Below are 16,146 nucleotides of genomic sequence, written 5' to 3'. Positions count from 1 at the left end.
GACCGCACGGTTCGTACATCCACAGAGCCGGGTCCCGACGCACTCCCCCCGGCGCCGGGACTCTCCCCGGGCCGGTCCCCGGCGCCACTCCCCCCTGGCGCCGGGGGCCGGCTCTTCGTCTGTCCGGCCACGGCAGGGGCACGTCGGCGGGGCGCCCCGGACCTGAACCCCGGGGCGGCCCGGATGGCAGATTGTGCCACAGCGGCATAACCTGCCGTTGTGAGCAGTACCGCACGCGGCACGTCCCTGACCGAGCGGCGCAAGGCGGCGACCCGTATGGAGATCGCCCGGGCCGCCGCGGGGCTGTTCATGGCGAACGGCCTGCGTGCCACCCGAGCCGAGGACATCGCCCGCGCCGCCGGGATCGCCCCGCGCACCTTCTACCGCTACTTCGCGACCAAGGAGGAAGCGCTCGCGCCGCTCTTCACCGCGGGCGCCCACCGGTGGACCGACGCCGTCCGCGAAGCCCCCGCCGGCCTCACCGTCGCCGAGGCCCTGCGTCACGCGGTGCGGCACACCCTCACCCCGGGCACCGGTGTGTCCGCCACGTCCCTGGAGTGGGTCCGCACCCTGCTGCGCCTCACCGAGTCCCACCCCGCGCTCACCAAGGTGTGGGCGGAGATCTGCCAGGCGGCCGAGCGGGAGCTGGCGGAGGTGCTCGCGGCACGGGCGGGCGACGGAACGCCGGGTCAGGTCACCCCCTCCCTCCGATTCGCTGCCGCTGTGGCCGGTGCGGCCGTCCGTGTGGCGGTGGAGAGCTGGGCCGCGGGCGACGCACCGGCCGTCGGCCCGGGCGGGCCCGCCGCACTCGCCGTACGCAACCTGGACGCCCTGCGGGACTTCCCGTGGACAGCGGCCGAGCCGGAATCCCCGTGAGGGGGCGGCTCAGCCACGACTCACCCGGCCACCCGTCCACCGGCCGCCCGGCTCAAGCGCAGCCGCCACTCCGCCGCCCGACTCAGCCGCGGCCTCACCCCGCCGCCCGGCTCAGCCGCGCCCCCAGGTCCCGTACCGAAGCCACGAGGTCGGCCGGACGGTGCACCGTGAACTCGCAGTCCACCAGCGCCAGCCGTACTGCCAGCCACTCCACCGAGTCGCTCGCCACGCCCCGCAGTCGGCACCTGTGTTCGTCGAGCGGTTCCGGGGCGCCGACCCACCGGGGTATGCGCGCCGCGACGAAGTCGGCGGGGGCGGCGAAGGTCGCCTCGAACTCGTAGGTCTCCTGCCGCCGGTACACCGACTGCCGCAGATACTCCGCCGCGCTCCCGGTCGGCAGTTCCCGCGGCGCGAACCGGGCACCCGTCGCGAACGGCTCGGTGACCCGGTCGACCCGGAACGTACGCCAGTCCTCGCGCTCCAGGTCGTAGGCGACGAGGTACCAGCGGCGCCCCGTCGACACCAGCCGGTACGGCTCCGCCAGGCGCCGCGAGGGGGTGCCGTCCCCGGAGCGGTACGCGAACCGCAGCCGCTCCCGGCCCGCGATCGCCGAAGCCATCACGGTCAGTGTCTCCGGCGCGATGCTCGCCCCGTCGCCGCTGACCAGGGCGGTGGTGGCGGCCTGGAGCGTGGTGACGCGGTGGCGCAGCCGGCTCGGCAGCACCTGCTCCAGCTTGGCCAGGGCCCGTACCGAGGCCTCCTCCACGCCCTCCACCGCGTGCCCGGCGCCCGCCCGGAGCCCGACCGCGATGGCGACGGCCTCCTCGTCGTCGAGCACCAGCGGTGGCATGGCTCTTCCGGCGACCAGCCGGTAGCCGCCGTCGGCGCCCTTGCTGGCCTCCACGGGGTAGCCCAGCTCGCGCAGCCGGTCGATGTCACGCCGCACGGTGCGCCGGGACACCCCGAGCCGCTCGGCGAGCTCGCCGCCGGGCCACTCGCGCGGTGTCTGCAGGAGGGACAGCAACTGGAGGAGCCGTGCCGGGGTGTCGGTCGTCATACGTCGAGGATGCCGGAGAACTAGGACGTGATCTGACCTAATGGGCTCCTAGCTTCTGGGCATGACCTCCACCGAGACACTCAGCAGCCGTACGGCCGGTGCGGGCGACCGCCGACGCTGGTTCGCGCTCGCGATCGTGATGACCGCGGCCTTCATGGACCTTGTCGACGTCACGATCGTCAACATCGCCATCCCGTCGATCCAGCGGGACGCGGGCGCCTCGTTCAGCCAGATCCAGTGGATCACCGCCGGTTACGCCCTCGCCTTCGCCGCGGGACTCATCACCGGCGGCCGGCTCGGCGACATCCACGGCCGCAAACGCCTCTTCCTGATCGGCATCGGCGGCTTCACGCTCGCCTCGGCGCTGTGCGGCTTCGCCGCGAACCCGGAGATGCTCGTCGCCTCGCGGATCCTCCAGGGCGCGATGGCCGCCATGATGGTGCCGCAGGTGCTGTCGATCGTGCACGCCACCTTCCCGGCGCACGAGCGGGGCAAGGTCTTCGGCCTGTTCGGCGCGATCGTCGGGCTGGGTGCCGTCTCCGGGCCGCTCCTCGGCGCGCTGCTCACCGAGTGGAACCTGTTCGGGCTCCAGTGGCGGCCCATCTTCCTGATCAACCTGCCGGTCGGCGTGGTCGCGTACTTCCTGGGCCGGCGCTTCATCACCGAGTCCAAGGCTCCGAGGGCCCTGCGCCTCGACCTCGCCGGCGTCGCCCTGGTCACGCTCGGCCTGCTGATGCTGCTCTACCCGCTCACCCGTGGCCGGGAGCTGGGCTGGCCGCTGTGGGGGTACGCGTCGATGGCGGGTGCGCTCGTCGTCTTCGGTGCGCTGGTGGCGTACGAGAAGCGCAAGACCGCGCGCGACGGTTCCCCGCTCGTCGAACTGTCCCTGTTCCGGGTGAAGAGCTTCGCGGCGGGCATCGCGGTGCAGACGGTGTTCGGCGTCGGCCTCGGCATCTTCTTCCTGGTCTGGACGCTGTACATGCAGGTCGGCCTCGGCTGGAGCGCGCTGCGGGCCGGACTGACAGGTGTGCCGTTCTCGATCGCGGTCTCCACCGCGGCCGGGATGTCGGTGCAGAAGCTGGTCCCGCGCTTCGGCCGCAAGGTGCTGCAGGCGGGCGCGCTGGTGATGGCGGCGGGCGTGCTCCTCTACATGGCGGAGGCCCACCGGTACGGCCAGTCGATCCCCTCCTGGCAGATGGCGCTGCCGCTGGTGGTCATGGGCGTGGGCATGGGGCTGATCGTCGCCCCGCTGACGGACGCGATCCTGTCCGAGGTGCCCCGCGAGCACTCCGGATCGGCGTCCGGCCTCATCAACACGGTGCAGCAGATGGGCAACGCGCTCGGGCTCGGGCTCGTGTCGGTGGTCTTCTTCGGCGAGATCGGCGACCGGCTGACCCCCGCACAGGTGGGCCCGGCCTTCGTGCACGCCTTCCAGGACGCGCTCGGTTGGGTGGCGGCGGTGATGCTGGTGATCTTCCTGCTGATGTTCGCGCTGCCCGAGCGGCCGGCGCAGCATGTCGAGGGCGGTGCCGAGGACCGTGCCGCGGAGCGCCCCGAAACGGGCGCGGGGAACGGCGCGAGCAGCCACACCCAACCCGCAGACGGCGCACAACCCGTCGGGGCGGCCCGGTAGCCGAGGCCGCAAGCCGACGCAGCACACCGCGCCCGTTCGTGTCCGTTCTGTAGCACCAACCTGTTTACTTTCCGGAAATTCGGACGTAGCCTCCGACCTGAAACCACACGTTCGGGCATGGTCGGAGGTGAACAGACATGTACGCGCCGGAGCGACAGCAGGAGATCCTCCGGCTCGCCCGTGACGGCGGCCGGGTCGATGTCGTCTCGCTGGCCGAGGAGTTCCAGGTCACGGCCGAGACCATCCGCCGCGACCTGAAGGCCCTCGACCGGGCGGGCCTCCTGCGCCGGGTGCACGGGGGCGCCATCCCCGCCGGGCGCCTCGACTTCGAGCCGGATCTGGCCGAACGGGAGTCCACCGCGGCCGACGAGAAGGACCGGATCGCCAAGGCGGCCCTCGCCGAGCTGCCGAGCGGGGGCACGATGATCCTCGACGCCGGTTCGACGGTCGCACGGCTGGCGGGGGCGATCCCGCTGGACGCGCAGCTCACCGTCGTCACGCACAGCCTGCCCACCGCGGCTCGCCTCGCGGACCACCCCGGCATCCAACTCCATCTGGTCGGCGGGCGCGTCCGGCACCGTACGCGCGCCGCCGTGGACGCCTGGGCGCTGCGCGCCTACGGAGAGATCCGCGCCGACGTCGTGTTCATCGCCGCCAACGGCTTCTCCGCCGACCACGGACTGACCACGCCCGACCTCGCAGAGGCGGCCGTCAAGCGTGCGGCGATCCGCGCCGCGCGCCGGGTGGTGCTGCTCGCCGACTCCTCCAAGCACGGCCAGGAGCAATTCGCCCGCTTCGGCAACCTCGGTGATGTGGACCTGCTGATCACCGACAGCGGGCTGAGCCCCGAGGACGCCACCGCGATCGAGCGCGGCGGCACGGAAGTAGTGCGCGCATGATTCTCACCGTCACCCCGAACCCCTCCCTCGACCGCACGTACGAGGTCCCGTCCCTGGACCGCGGCGAGGTCATCCGGGCCACCGGCGAACAGGTGGACCCGGGCGGCAAGGGCGTGAACGTCTCGCGCGCGGTAGCCGCGGCCGGGCAGCGCACGGTCGCCGTCCTGCCCCTCGGCGGTGCCCCCGGCGCGCTCGTCGCCGACCTGCTGCACGCCCAGGGCATCGACGTCGCACCGGTCCCGATCGCCGGAGCCACCCGCTCCAACATCGCGGTCGCCGAACCCGACGGCACCCTCACCAAGATCAACGCGCCCGGTCCGGAACTGTCCCCCGCCGAGGCCGAACTCCTCCTGGAGACGGTCCGCGCGCAGTACCAGGCGGCCGACACCACCTGGATCACCTGCTGCGGCAGCCTCCCGCGCGGCCTCGCCCCGTCCTGGTACGCCGACCTGGTGGCCCGTGCCCACGCCGCGGGCGCCCGGATCGCGCTCGACACCTCCGGTCCCGCGCTCCTGGAAGCACTGCGCGAGCGCCCCGACGTGGTGAAGCCGAACGCCGAGGAACTCGCGGAGGCCGTCGGGCGCCCCCTCGTCACGGTGGGCGACGCGGCCAAGGCGGCAGAGGAGCTGCGCGCGATGGGCGCGAGCGCCGTGCTCGCGAGCCTCGGCGCGGACGGACAACTGCTGGTCAACGCCGCCGGCACATGGTTCGGCAGCGCCCGCGTCGATGCCGTACGCTCCAACGTCGGGGCCGGCGACTCCTCGCTCGCCGGTTTCCTGATCGCGGGCGGCAGCGGCCCGGAGGCCCTGGCCTCGGCCGTCGCCCATGGCGCCGCAGCGGTCCAGCTGCCCGGCAGCGTGATGCCGACCCCCGCCGACCTCGACCTCTCCGCCGTCACCGTCACGTCGGAGGTACCCGTGGACCGCGTGTTGACGGAGCCCGTCTCATGAGCGCGCACCCGACGCGGCGGAAGGCGGCCCTCGTGCCCGCCGCAGCCACCCGAAGGCGGGGTTTCCCCGGCCTCGCCGCCCCCTCCCTCCCCGTAGCACCTCACCTCACCCCCGTCCCCACCACCGCCCACGACAACCCCCGGGCGATACGCGTGCGAAGGAGCCCGCGATGAGCGAGATGATCACCGCGGACCTGGTCGACCTCGACCTGTCCGCCGACACCAAGGAAGCGGCGGCCCGTGCCCTCGCCGAGCGGATGGTGGCCCAGGGCCGGGTGACCGACCTGGAGGGCTTCCTCGCCGACGTGGCCGCCCGCGAGGCGCAGATGCCGACCGGCCTCGACGGCGGCATCGGCATACCGCACTGCCGCAGCGAGCACGTCACCGAGCCGACCCTCGGCTTCGGGCGCAGCGCGCGGGGCATCGACTTCGGTGCCGCGGACGGCCCGGCCGACCTGATCTTCCTGATCGCCGCCCCGGCGGGCGCGGACGACGCGCACCTGACGATCCTGTCCTCACTGGCCCGCCAGCTGATGAACACCGAGTTCACCTCCGCGCTGCGGTCCGTGAAGGACGCGGCGGCCGCGGCCGCGCTCATCCGCGGCGACGAGGCTCCCGCGGCGGCTCAGGCTCCGGCGGCTCAGGCTCCTGCGGTGGCCGAGGCCCCGGCGGCGGCCGAGGCCCCGGCGGCGGTCGAGGCTCCTGCGGCGGTCGAGGAGCGCACCGCCGCCGCCTCCTCGGAGGCGGCCGGTGAGGAGGCGGACGGGCGCCCGTTCCGTATCGTCGCCGTCACCTCCTGCCCGACCGGTATCGCCCACACCTACATGGCCGCCGAGTCGCTGGAGAACGCGGGCCGCGAGGCGGGTGTCGAACTCGTCGTCGAGACGCAGGGCTCGGCCGGCTTCACCCGGCTCGACCCGGCCGTCATCACGGCGGCGGACGCGGTGATCTTCGCCCATGACGTCCCCGTGCGGGAGAAGGACCGCTTCGCCGGCAAGCCGACCGTCGACGTCGGCGTGAAGGCGGGCATCAACCGGCCCGCCGAGCTGATCGCCGAGGTGCGCGCGAAGGCCGAGCGCGGCGAGGTGACCGCTCCCGCCTCCGGCGGTACGCCCGTGGAGCGCGCCGGTGAGTCCGGCGAGGGGTACGGCACCAAGCTGCGCAAGTGGCTGATGTCCGGCGTGAGCTACATGGTCCCGTTCGTCGCCGCGGGTGGTCTGCTCATCGCCCTCGGCTTCGCGATCGGCGGCTACAAGATCAACAAGGCGCCTTCGGTCATGGACCACTTCGTGTGGTCCCAGGGCGACAGCTGGGCCGCGCTGCTCTTCCAGATCGGCGTGGTGTCCTTCGGCTTCCTCGTCCCGGTCCTGGCCGGCTACATCGCCTACGGCATGGCGGACCGTCCCGGTCTGGTGCCCGGCTTCGTCGGCGGCTCGATCGCCCTCACCATCAATGCGGGCTTCCTGGGCGGCCTGGTCGCCGGCCTGATCGCCGGTGGCGTGGTGATGGGGATCCAGAAGGTCAAGATCCCGCCGGCGCTGCGCGGCATCATGCCGGTGGTGGTGATCCCGCTGATCTCCGCGGCGATCGTCGGGTTCCTGATGTTCGTGGTGATCGGCAAGCCCATCGCCTCCGCGCAGAAGGGCATGACCGACTGGCTGAACAGCCTCTCCGGCACCAACGCCATCCTGCTCGGCGCCCTGCTCGGCGTGATGATGTGCTTCGACCTCGGCGGCCCGGTCAACAAGGTCGCGTACACCTTCGCCACCGCCGGTATCGCGGTCTCCAACCCGAGCGACTCCGCGATGAAGATCATGGCCGCGGTGATGGCCGCCGGTATGGTCCCGCCGCTGGCGATGGCGCTGGCCACCACCGTGCGCGGCAAGCTCTTCACGCACACCGAGCGCGAGAACGGCAAGGCCGCCTGGGTGCTCGGCGCCTCCTTCATCTCCGAGGGCGCGATCCCGTTCGCGGCGGCCGACCCGCTGCGCGTCATCCCTTCGTCCATGGTCGGCGGCGCCATCACCGGCGCCCTGTCGATGGGCTTCGGCGCCACGCTGCGCGCCCCGCACGGCGGCATCTTCGTGGTCCCGCTGATCGGCAACCCGTTCCTCTACCTGGTCGCCCTCGTCGCCGGCGTGTGCGTGACCACGGCTCTGGTGGTGATCCTGAAGGGCATGCGCAAGCAGAGCCCCGAGGGCTCCGCGACGGAGGCCGCGGGAGCGTCGGTGTCGGCCCGTGACTCCAAGCAGCCCGTCGCCGCCTGATCCGGCGGCGCTGACAACGCGGTTGGGCCGCGCCCCTCAACAGGGGCGCGGCCCAACCGCGTTCTTGGCGTGCTTACCTCGTCCTTTGCCCGCCTTCGCCGCGACTGGCCGTAGACGTCGTACTCATCACGCTGGTCGCGCCTGCGAGATTGGTCACGGTCCGGTGCTGGAAGCCCGGTTGGTGGTGTCTACTGGAGGCATGCCCGCGCACGAGTCGATCCCTCTGGTGGTCTCCGTGGTCGTCGCCGCCGTAGCGACCGGCCTCTGGGTGATCGGCCTGTTCCAAATGCACCGCCAGTACCGCAAGGGCGTGATGCGGCGCGGAACCCTCCGCGGCGTCCCCCGGCAGCGATGGACGGCCCCCCACTGGGACTCGGTCCACCTCACCCCTGCCGAACGGGACGCCTTCGCCCACCTGGTACGGCGCTTCGGCGACGGCCGCTCCCAGGGGCACTCCGGAAGCTAGTGCCGCGGCAGGCGCTATACGGTGTCCGCCGGTTGGCCCAGCGTCGCCGCGCGGCGCTCCATCGCCTCCCGGGCCGCCTCCTCGGTCGCGTACACCTCGCACATGTGCCGGCCGTCCGGTGTCGCCGTGTGCTCGACCTCCCACAGGGACAGCTCCCTGCCGTCCCGCAGCAGGAACGCGTGCTCGTACAGCGAGAAGCGCAGCGCCGCCCCCGCCTGACCGGCCCGGGGCGGCCGCCCGAACGCCTGCGTGATCTCGTGGGCGAAGGCCGAGTCCAGCAGTAACGTCGACAGGTCCGCGCCCGGCCGGTCCGGGTTCTCCGCCCGGCGCAGCAGCCGGCGCGCGTGGTCCGCCGAGTCGTCGGGCACGTAGGCGTGACGGGGCTCGGGGACCGGAGACAGCTGTGCCGGCACCGGCAGTTCGAAGTCCGGTGTGTCCGATGACAGCGGGAGCCGGGCCGTGGCGGTGCGCAGCTCCTCCGCGTCCACGTACACCTCGTGCTCGAGATGGCCGCCCGGCGCCGTGTTGTGGACGAGCTCCCACAGGGTGACGGCCGTGCCGTCCGCGAGCAGCCAGGTGTGCCGGTAGGTCTCCCGGTGCAGCCCCGCGCTGTGGTGCGCGGAGTGCAGTGAACTGTCGTACGCCAGCGCGCAGTCCAGGCACCCGATCGTCTCGTCGGGCAGCTCGAAGGAGTTCACGGCGCGGCCGAGGAGTCGCGCGAGGTGCTCCTCAGGGGACTCCGGCGACTCGGCCGGCTCGTACGCTGCCGTCTCGTACGGAACGCTCAAGGTTTCTCCCGGCGTTGCTGCATGTCACCTTGTGGGTGCATACCGTAGCCCCTTGCTCGGACATCGTGCCCGGGAACCGGGAAAACCCACGGTGGGAAAACGGACGGGCCGCACGGCGTATTCCCGTGCGGCCTGATCCGCAGTCATATGCCTCTGGAAGAGGGGCAGCTCACCAGGCCGATCGGGCGGCTGGTCACACCGTGCTTCCGGCGGTCCACTCGCTCCATGGCATGTTCCAGCCGTTGAGGCCGTTGTCCGGTGCGACCGTCGTGTCGGGGGAGTTCTCGACGATCACGACGTCACCGATGAGCGAGTTGTCGTAGAACCACTTGGCGATCGTGTTCCCCTGCGCGCCCTGCACGTCCTGCATGCCGACGCAGCCGTGGCTGGTGCCCTCACGGCCGAAGGGTGGATTGCCCTGGTTGTACCAGTAATTGCCGTGGATGAAGGTCCCGGAGGTCGTCAGCCGCATCGCGTGCGGCACGTCCGGGATGTTGTACTCGCCGCCGAGGCCGACCGTCTGGCTGTTCATGCGCGTCTGCGGGAACTTCTCCGAGATCACCATCCGCCCGTTGTACGTCGTGTGCTGCGGGCTGCCGGTCGACACGGGAATCGTCCTGATGGTCCTGCCGTCCCGCACGACCGTCATGGTCTGGGTCTTCGCGTCGACCGTGGAGACCTGGGAGCGTCCGATGGTGAACGTGACGGTCTTCTTCTGCACACCGCGGACGCCGTTCGCGCCCGCCACACCGTCCAGGTCGATCTTCATCGTCACCTTGGAGCCGGCCTTCCAGTACTCCTCGGGCCGGAAGTCCAGGCGCTGAGCGCCGAACCAGTGCCCCACCACCTGCTGGCCGCTGCTGGACGTCACCGTGATGTGCGACTGAACGGCCTTCCTGTCGGTGATCGCCTTGTCGAACGTGAAGGACACCGGCATACCTACACCGACCGTCGCCCCGTCGTCGGGCGTGTACGTGCCGATGAAGCTGCCCGCCTGAGTGACCGTGGTGAAGATGGAGTTGGCGGCGGCGACCCGGTTGTCGGCGTCCTTGGCGGTGGCCGAGATCTGGTACTTCGTCCCTCGGTCCAGCTGCTCCTTCGGCTTCCAGGTCGTCCCGTCCGCGGAGATCTCCCCCGGCACCGCCGTGCCGGTTCCGGCCGCCGTCATCTTCACCTGGGTCAGCTTCCCGTCGCTGACCTTCACTCCGGTGGTGTTGATCGACGCGCCGGTCGAACCGTCCTTGGCGGAGATGATGATCCTGGCGGCGGACACCTTGGCGGACTCCTGGGAGTCCTTGCCGCCCTTGTCGTTGTCGGCCGTGGCGCTGCCGCCGCAGGCGGTGAGGGTCAGGGCGCCGACCATCAGGGCGGCACAGGCCCCCAGCGCGCGCCGCGCTCGCATGTCCGGCGTTGTCACAGGCTTCTCCAGGTCGTCGGGGTGTGCGTTCGAGTGTGTGATCCGTTCGAGTACGTGGAGAGAGAGCGAACGCCGCGCTGAAGGGTTCCCCTCCGCCACGCCGCACGCCCTTACGTGACAGAACCGGGACAATCGCCCGCCACCCCGGGGCCGTTCGGCCTCTCATGCCCTCCTGTCATATCGTCTCTGCCGCGCCGTACAACTCCCCGTACGACGGCCACGCCCCGCCCGGCCCGTCCACCGACTCCGCGGCGCGCACCGCCCGTACGATCGCGCGCGTCACGAGGTCCGCGCCCGCCGCCAGGACCTCGTTCAGCGCGAGGGGATCCGCGGCGGCGAGCGGGCGGGTGCCGGTCGCCAGCGCGAACACCGTGTCCCCGTCGTGCAGCAGGTGCGCCGGCCGTACGGCGCGCGCCAGACCGTCGTGCGCCACGCCTGCGAACTTCTGCGCCTGCGCCTTGGTGAGGTCGGCGTCGGTCGCGACCACGGCGAGGGTCGTGTTCAGCGGCGGGCGCGCAAGATGCGCGGCGGTTTCGGCGAGCCGTCGCCGCGCGGCCTCGTGCACCTCCCGCGCCGGACAGCCGACCCGGCCCTGGACCAACTCCCCGTACAGCGCGCCCGTCTCCGGGTCCATCGCCGAGCCCACCGCGTTGCACACCACCAGGGCGCCCACCGTGATCCCCGAGTCCAGCACGGTGCTCGCGGTGCCGACACCACCCTTGAGCGGTCCGACCGTCGCGCCGGTGCCCGCACCCACGCAGCCCTCCGCCACGGGCGCGCCCGGTTCGCTCGCGGCCGCCGCCTCGGCCGCCGCCCGGCCCATGGCCGCGTCCGGGCGGGCCTTGAAGTCGCCGCCGCGCCCCAGGTCGAAGACGCAGGCGGCCGGCACGACCGGCACCACGTGTGACGGCTCGGGGCCCACCCGCACCCCGCGGCCGTGCTCCTCCAGCCAGGCCATGACGCCCGACGCCGCGTCGAGCCCGTAGGCGCTGCCACCGGTCAGGACGACCGCCTCGACCTTCTGCACCAGGTTGCGTGGATCGAGCGCGTCCGTCTCCTTTGTGCCGGGTCCGCCTCCGCGCACGTCGACCGCCGCGACCGCGCCGCCCTCCGGAGCCAGGACGACCGTGGTGCCGGTGAGCCAGCCGTCCCCGATCCGGGTGGCGTGACCCACGCGCAGACCGACGACATCTGTCAGAGCGTCACGTGTCATGGACCCATGATCCTTCGCCGCGCGCCGGTCATGACACCACGCCGCAGAAATGCGCACCGTCGGTGTCACCCCGTGGTGAGCGCCCCGGTCTGCGAGGTTGGGACGCCCCGTCCCGGTGCACCGGAGACGTAGGCTGGGGCTATGAGCGCCACCCCGACGTCCACCCCCGACCGCGAACCGCGGGATACGAAGCCCGAGCCCAAGGACGCCCTGGTCTTCGACGACCCGCTGACCACGCAGTCGTCGGACGACACGGACCAGGGGTGGGGGGAGCGGCCCCGCCCGAGCGGTGACAGCGCTGCCGATCTGGCGCGGTTCCTGGACGAGAAGCCCCCCCACCACCTGTGAGAGACGTCACAGGGCCCGTTGTGGGCACTGTCCTGCATCCCGCGGTGCGTCTTGGCGTCCGTCAGGCGTCGGTCCGGTTCTGGCCGCGCTGTGCGACGAGGGCGTCGCGGATCTCCTCGAGCACCTCCAGCTCGGTCACCTCGGACACGTCCCTGGTGCCGTGCTTGGCCTTGCGGCGGGCCTCCTGCCGGGCCAGGAACTTGGACATGGGCAGGACCATCAGGAAGTAGACGACGGCGGCGGTGATCACGAAGTTGAGCGTGGCGCCGAGGACCGAGCCCCAGAGTATGCGGACGCCCGTCGCGTTGGCGCCGGTGCCCGTGCACGGTCCCTTCAGGCAGGAGCTGTAGCCGTCCAGGCTCTTGGTGCCGAGCGCCCCCACGACCGGGCTGATGACGCCCTTCACCACGGAGTTCACGATGCCGGTGAAGGCGGCACCGATGACCACGGCGACCGCCAGGTCGACGACGTTTCCACGCATCAGGAAGGCCTTGAAGCCCTGCAGGACGCCCGGCATTTTGATCTCGCTCACCACTGGAACCCTTCTCGACTGCACACGCTTCGGAACGAACAGCTCCGCAACCTACGGCAGGGCGTACCACGGCTGTCCAACCGCATGCCGTGAGGAAGGGGACCGGGCTCGCCACAGCGCGGTCGCCCGCAGTGTGAAACAGAGCCTGGCTCAGCACAGCGTCACCGCCAGGCGTGAGGTGGCGCCGGCGCCGGCCAGGCGCGCGGCCGTGGGGCGCGGCACGGACAGCACCAGCAGCGCGCCGTTCTCCGTCGGATCGACATCGGGCACCCGCGTCACCCGGGCCCCGGCCGCGACGACCCTGGCCTCGCCGCCACCGTCGGCCGCGATCACGTCGACACGGTCGCCGGGCCGCAACAGCCGCACGGTGGCCGCGTCCGCGATCCGCACGGGCGCCGTCACCGTCTCCATCGGGCGCGGCTCCCGTACGGCCGCCGCGGTCGGGCGGTCCCCGGCGTCCGGATGTCCGCGTGCACCCTCGGACCCGCCGGGCCCCGCCGCGACGAGCGCGGCAGCGGTGACGGCCAGTCCTGCGGCCACGGCCCGCCTCCGGCACCGCAGCATCCGCCGCAACCGCTGCCGCCCTCCTCGCACCCGTACGGGAGCGAAGTGGGGCACGGCACAGGTGGGAGGCGTGTCGGAACGCGGGGAGAGTCCGGCGGGCGGGTACGCGGGTGCCGGGACCGCCGCGTAGGGCTGAGGGGCGGAGGGGGAGATGCGGGGCATGCTGGTCACCACCTGCGTCGCGAGTGATCGGGTCGCGATCCACGATGACGCTTCGCGGCGGAGGCCGCAGGCGGCTGTGGGTTACTCCGCGGATGTGGACAACTCGCTCACCCGAACGGGACGTTCCGCACGGCCGCCCCCACCACAGCCGCCCCGACTACAGCCGCCCCCACCGCGGCCGCCCCCGTCAGGGCAGCTCGAACCCCGGGTTCATCCCGCCGAGCGCGTTCACGCACAAGCAGTCCCGCTCGGCGGTGGCGGGCAGCGCGGCCACCGCGTCGAACAGCACGCCCCGCAACCGGTCCACGTTCGCCGCGAACACCTTCAGCACCTCGTCGTGCGAGACGCCCTCGCCGGTCTCCGCCCCCGCGTCCAGATCCGTGACCAGGGTCAACGACGTGTAGCACAGCTCCAGTTCACGAGCCAGCGCGGCCTCGGGATGGCCGGTCATGCCCACCACGGACCAGCCCTGCGCCCGGTGCCACAACGATTCGGCGCGGGTGGAGAACCGCGGCCCCTCGACCACGACCAGCGTCCCGCCGTCCACCGGCTCCCAGTCCCGCCCGCGGGCGGCCTTCAGCGCGACCGCCCGCCCGACCGGGCAGTAGGGATCGGCCAGGGACACGTGCACCACGTTCGGCACGGTGCCGTCCGGCAGCGGCAGCCCGTCGAAGTACGTCTGCACCCGGGTCTTCGTGCGGTCCACCAGTTGGTCGGGGACCAGCAGCGTGCCCGGCCCGTACTCCGGGCGCAGCCCGCCCACCGCGCACGGGCCGAGGACCTGGCGTACCCCGACGGATCGGAGCGCCCACAGGTTGGCGCGGTAGTTGATCCGGTGCGGCGGCAGATGGTGGCCGCGGCCGTGGCGGGGGAGGAATGCGACCCGCCGGCCGGCGATCTCGCCGAGGAAGAGAGAGTCGCTGGGAGCCCCGTACGGGGTGTCGACCTGGACCTCGGTCACCTCGTCGAGGAAAGAGTAGAAGCCCGAGCCGCCGATGACACCGATCTCCGCGTTCGTCATGGCGAGCACAGTAGCCGCCCCGTACGGGCGTGCGAGCCGGCTGGGGAGAACTCGGCAGCAGCCATCCCCGGCGGGTCGGAAACCCCGAAGACCCCGCCGTCGGACGACGGCGGGGTCCCGCGACACGGACCTATGCGGCGGAGGAGCTGGTGCTCGACGACGAAGACGACGAAGCCGACGAGGACGACGATCCGGAGTCGGACGACGACGAGGAGGAGCTCGACGACTTCGACGACGCCGGGCTGCTGCTCGACGAGGAGCCGCGGCTGTCGTTGCGGTAGAAGCCGGAGCCCTTGAAAACGATGCCGACCGCGGAGAACACCTTCTTCAGGCGGCCGCCGCAGTTGGGGCACTCGGTCAGGGCGTCGTCGGTGAACTTCTGCACCGCCTCGAGGCCCTCGCCGCACTCGGTGCACTGGTACTGGTAGGTCGGCACTTGTCTTCCTCCTGGCACTCTCACTCAATGAGTGCTAACGACGATCCATAGTGACCTATTCCGCGGGATCAGTCCACCGTCACCGGTGCGCGGTGACCGACGCCACGTGCCACGGTGCGGCCGTGAGGTCGCGTGACCAGCCACGACCGCAGGGACAGCAGGGTCAGCAGCGCCAGCACCGTACCGCCCATCGGGACGAGGAAGCCGGCGCCGGTCCACAGCCGGTCCTCCAGCTGTCCGGCGACCGTGACCGCCGCCGCCTGGCCGAGTGCGACCGCGCCGGTCAGCCAGGTGAAGGCCTCGGTGCGGGCGCCGTCCGGGACCAAGGCCTCGACCAGGGTGTAGCCGGTGATCAGGGAGGGCGCGATGCACATGCCCACCAGCAGGCCGAGTCCGGCCAGCACGGCCACCGAGTGCGCGGTCCACAGGGCGGAGGCGGCCAGGGCGAGGGCCGTGTAGCCGATGACCAGGCGGCGCTGCGGGGCGGCCTTCCAGGCGATGGCGCCGCACACGACGCCGGAGAGCATGTTGCCTGCGGCGAAGACGCCGTACAGGACGCCGTTCAGGCCGGGCTCGCCGATCGACTGGCTGAAGGCGGAGAGCGAGACCTGCATGCCGCCGAAGACGGAACCGATGCCCAGGAAGGTCACGACCAGAACCCGCACCCCGGGGACGCGCAGGGCGGACGCGTGCTCCACGCGCGCGTGCGTGACGGCGGCGACGGCCGGCTGCGTGCGCTTCTGCGCCGCGAACAGCGCCCCGCCCACCAGCGTCAGCGCCGCCTCCGTGAGCAGGCCCGCGGCGGGGGCCACGGCGGTGCACAGGGCGGTCGCCAGGAGCGGGCCGAGCACGAAGGTCAGCTCGTCGGTGACCGACTCGAAGGCCGCCGCCGTCGACATGAGGGGCGAGTCCTTCAGCTTCACGCCCCACCGGGCGCGAACCATGGGGCCGATCTGCGGCACCGACGCGCCGGTCGGGACGGCCGCCGCGAAAAGGGCCCACAGCGGGGCGTGGGCCAGCGAGAGCGCGGTCAGCGAGATGCCTGCCACGGCGTGCAGCAGGACGCCGGGCAGCAGTACCGCCCGCTGGCCGTGGCGGTCGGCGAGACGGCCGCTGTACGGCGCGAACAGGGCCATGGACACGCCGGTGACCGCCGCGACGGCGCCCGCGGCTCCGTAGGAGCCGGTGGTGTGCCGGACGAGCAGCACGATGGAGAGGGTGAGCATCGCGAACGGCTGACGCGCCGCGAAGCCGGGGAGCAGGAACGTCCAGGCGCCACGGGTGCGCAGCAGCTGCCCGTAGCCCGGGCGGGACGCCTTCGAGGTGACCGTGGACTCCACGGCCCGTGCCTTTCTGCTGCCTGGTAGCGCGGGTGCGCGCCGAGAGCTGTCCTCTTGCGCGGACTGCGGTAGATACCGGCCCCTACGGAGGAAGGGCGCCCGGCCGCCATACGGTCGCGCCAGCTCTGCGTCAGGCAGAGTTGGTTCGATCAGGGTGCGCCTGGATTGTACAGGGGCG

General features: G+C 72.3%; 16 protein-coding genes. 7 read left to right on the top strand and 9 right to left on the bottom strand.

Annotated features, from left to right (window positions below):
- Nucleotides 1-276: 276 nt before the first annotated feature.
- Entirely contained in the window at nucleotides 277-876 is a 600-nt protein-coding gene (locus SY2F82_RS21295) for a TetR/AcrR family transcriptional regulator (RefSeq protein ID WP_200421080.1), read from the top strand.
- A gap of 94 nt (nucleotides 877-970) precedes the next feature.
- Here the strand turns inward: SY2F82_RS21295 and SY2F82_RS21290 are convergent, their stop codons facing one another.
- Nucleotides 971-1,933 carry a YafY family protein gene (locus SY2F82_RS21290; protein ID WP_200420739.1) on the bottom strand — a complete coding sequence of 321 codons (963 nt, stop codon included), beginning with the start codon at nucleotides 1,931-1,933 and terminating at the stop codon, nucleotides 971-973.
- A 61-nt stretch (nucleotides 1,934-1,994) separates the two neighbouring features.
- Here SY2F82_RS21290 and SY2F82_RS21285 point away from each other — a divergent pair, with 61 nt between their 5' ends.
- From SY2F82_RS21285 to SY2F82_RS21265, 5 genes are all read left to right on the top strand, one after another.
- Nucleotides 1,995-3,566, top strand: a complete 1,572-nt coding sequence (locus tag SY2F82_RS21285; protein WP_200420738.1) for an MFS transporter — start codon at nucleotides 1,995-1,997, stop codon at nucleotides 3,564-3,566.
- A 137-nt stretch (nucleotides 3,567-3,703) separates the two neighbouring features.
- Nucleotides 3,704-4,465, top strand: coding sequence for a DeoR/GlpR family DNA-binding transcription regulator (locus SY2F82_RS21280; protein ID WP_200420737.1), 762 nt, complete (start codon nucleotides 3,704-3,706; stop codon nucleotides 4,463-4,465).
- A complete protein-coding gene (gene pfkB, locus SY2F82_RS21275) occupies nucleotides 4,462-5,415 on the top strand; it encodes a 1-phosphofructokinase (RefSeq protein ID WP_200420736.1) in 954 nt (317 codons plus the stop codon). The genes SY2F82_RS21280 and pfkB overlap by 4 nt, the downstream gene beginning before the upstream one ends.
- 169 nt (nucleotides 5,416-5,584) lie before the next feature.
- Nucleotides 5,585-7,681 (top strand): fructose-specific PTS transporter subunit EIIC, encoded by a 2,097-nt coding sequence (locus SY2F82_RS21270; RefSeq protein WP_200420735.1) that lies wholly within the window; start codon nucleotides 5,585-5,587, stop codon nucleotides 7,679-7,681.
- 199 nt (nucleotides 7,682-7,880) lie between these two features.
- Nucleotides 7,881-8,147 (top strand): hypothetical protein, encoded by a 267-nt coding sequence (locus SY2F82_RS21265; RefSeq protein WP_200420734.1) that lies wholly within the window; start codon nucleotides 7,881-7,883, stop codon nucleotides 8,145-8,147.
- Nucleotides 8,148-8,161: 14 nt separating this feature from the next.
- On the opposite strand, the gene SY2F82_RS21260 is transcribed toward SY2F82_RS21265, so the two are convergent.
- The 3 genes from SY2F82_RS21260 to SY2F82_RS21250 all read right to left on the bottom strand — a co-directional run bounded on the left by SY2F82_RS21260 (nucleotide 8,162) and on the right by SY2F82_RS21250 (nucleotide 11,565).
- A complete protein-coding gene (locus SY2F82_RS21260; RefSeq protein ID WP_200420733.1) occupies nucleotides 8,162-8,935 on the bottom strand; it encodes a DUF6227 family protein in 774 nt (257 codons plus the stop codon).
- A 193-nt stretch (nucleotides 8,936-9,128) separates the two neighbouring features.
- Nucleotides 9,129-10,352, bottom strand: a complete 1,224-nt coding sequence (locus tag SY2F82_RS21255; RefSeq protein WP_200420732.1) for an Ig-like domain-containing protein — start codon at nucleotides 10,350-10,352, stop codon at nucleotides 9,129-9,131.
- A gap of 175 nt (nucleotides 10,353-10,527) precedes the next feature.
- Nucleotides 10,528-11,565, bottom strand: coding sequence for a P1 family peptidase (locus tag SY2F82_RS21250; protein WP_200420731.1), 1,038 nt, complete (start codon nucleotides 11,563-11,565; stop codon nucleotides 10,528-10,530).
- Nucleotides 11,566-11,706: 141 nt separating this feature from the next.
- Here SY2F82_RS21250 and SY2F82_RS21245 point away from each other — a divergent pair, with 141 nt between their 5' ends.
- A complete protein-coding gene (locus tag SY2F82_RS21245; RefSeq protein ID WP_200420730.1) occupies nucleotides 11,707-11,913 on the top strand; it encodes a hypothetical protein in 207 nt (68 codons plus the stop codon).
- A gap of 61 nt (nucleotides 11,914-11,974) precedes the next feature.
- Here SY2F82_RS21245 and mscL read toward each other — a convergent pair whose 3' ends face one another.
- The 5 genes from mscL to SY2F82_RS21220 form a co-directional block, all read right to left on the bottom strand.
- Entirely contained in the window at nucleotides 11,975-12,445 is a 471-nt protein-coding gene (mscL, locus tag SY2F82_RS21240; RefSeq protein WP_200420729.1) for a large conductance mechanosensitive channel protein MscL, read from the bottom strand.
- A 150-nt stretch (nucleotides 12,446-12,595) separates the two neighbouring features.
- Nucleotides 12,596-13,171: a hypothetical protein gene (locus SY2F82_RS21235; protein WP_236041692.1), complete on the bottom strand. Its 576-nt coding sequence runs from the start codon at nucleotides 13,169-13,171 to the stop codon at nucleotides 12,596-12,598.
- Between the two features lie 187 nt (nucleotides 13,172-13,358).
- The gene (locus tag SY2F82_RS21230; RefSeq protein ID WP_200420728.1) at nucleotides 13,359-14,192 is read right to left on the bottom strand and encodes an S-methyl-5'-thioadenosine phosphorylase; all 834 of its coding nucleotides are present in this window, start codon (nucleotides 14,190-14,192) and stop codon (nucleotides 13,359-13,361) included.
- 130 nt (nucleotides 14,193-14,322) lie between these two features.
- Nucleotides 14,323-14,628, bottom strand: a complete 306-nt coding sequence (locus SY2F82_RS21225) for an FmdB family zinc ribbon protein (protein ID WP_200420727.1) — start codon at nucleotides 14,626-14,628, stop codon at nucleotides 14,323-14,325.
- A gap of 68 nt (nucleotides 14,629-14,696) precedes the next feature.
- A complete protein-coding gene (locus tag SY2F82_RS21220; RefSeq protein WP_200420726.1) occupies nucleotides 14,697-15,968 on the bottom strand; it encodes an MFS transporter in 1,272 nt (423 codons plus the stop codon).
- Nucleotides 15,969-16,146 lie beyond the last annotated feature (178 nt).

Origin of the sequence: Streptomyces sp. Y2F8-2, assembly GCF_014905555.1 — a bacterium.
GTDB classification, from domain to species: Bacteria; Actinomycetota; Actinomycetes; order Streptomycetales; family Streptomycetaceae; genus Streptomyces; species Streptomyces cynarae.
This window is presented reverse-complemented; position numbering and strand designations above follow the sequence as displayed.

What these genes read in the sequence shown, in the direction of transcription:
- SY2F82_RS21290 (WP_200420739.1), bottom strand. Translation starts at nt 1,933, where the DNA reads ATGACGACCGACACCCCGGCACGGCTCCTCCAGTTGCTGTCCCTCCTG.
- SY2F82_RS21280 (WP_200420737.1), top strand. Translation starts at nt 3,704, where the DNA reads ATGTACGCGCCGGAGCGACAGCAGGAGATCCTCCGGCTCGCCCGTGAC.
- SY2F82_RS21250 (WP_200420731.1), bottom strand. Translation starts at nt 11,565, where the DNA reads ATGACACGTGACGCTCTGACAGATGTCGTCGGTCTGCGCGTGGGTCAC.
- SY2F82_RS21285 (WP_200420738.1), top strand. Translation starts at nt 1,995, where the DNA reads ATGACCTCCACCGAGACACTCAGCAGCCGTACGGCCGGTGCGGGCGAC.
- SY2F82_RS21230 (WP_200420728.1), bottom strand. Translation starts at nt 14,192, where the DNA reads ATGACGAACGCGGAGATCGGTGTCATCGGCGGCTCGGGCTTCTACTCT.
- SY2F82_RS21265 (WP_200420734.1), top strand. Translation starts at nt 7,881, where the DNA reads ATGCCCGCGCACGAGTCGATCCCTCTGGTGGTCTCCGTGGTCGTCGCC.
- pfkB (WP_200420736.1), top strand. Translation starts at nt 4,462, where the DNA reads ATGATTCTCACCGTCACCCCGAACCCCTCCCTCGACCGCACGTACGAG.
- SY2F82_RS21295 (WP_200421080.1), top strand. Translation starts at nt 277, where the DNA reads ATGGAGATCGCCCGGGCCGCCGCGGGGCTGTTCATGGCGAACGGCCTG.
- SY2F82_RS21235 (WP_236041692.1), bottom strand. Translation starts at nt 13,171, where the DNA reads ATGCCCCGCATCTCCCCCTCCGCCCCTCAGCCCTACGCGGCGGTCCCG.
- SY2F82_RS21245 (WP_200420730.1), top strand. Translation starts at nt 11,707, where the DNA reads ATGAGCGCCACCCCGACGTCCACCCCCGACCGCGAACCGCGGGATACG.
- SY2F82_RS21270 (WP_200420735.1), top strand. Translation starts at nt 5,585, where the DNA reads ATGAGCGAGATGATCACCGCGGACCTGGTCGACCTCGACCTGTCCGCC.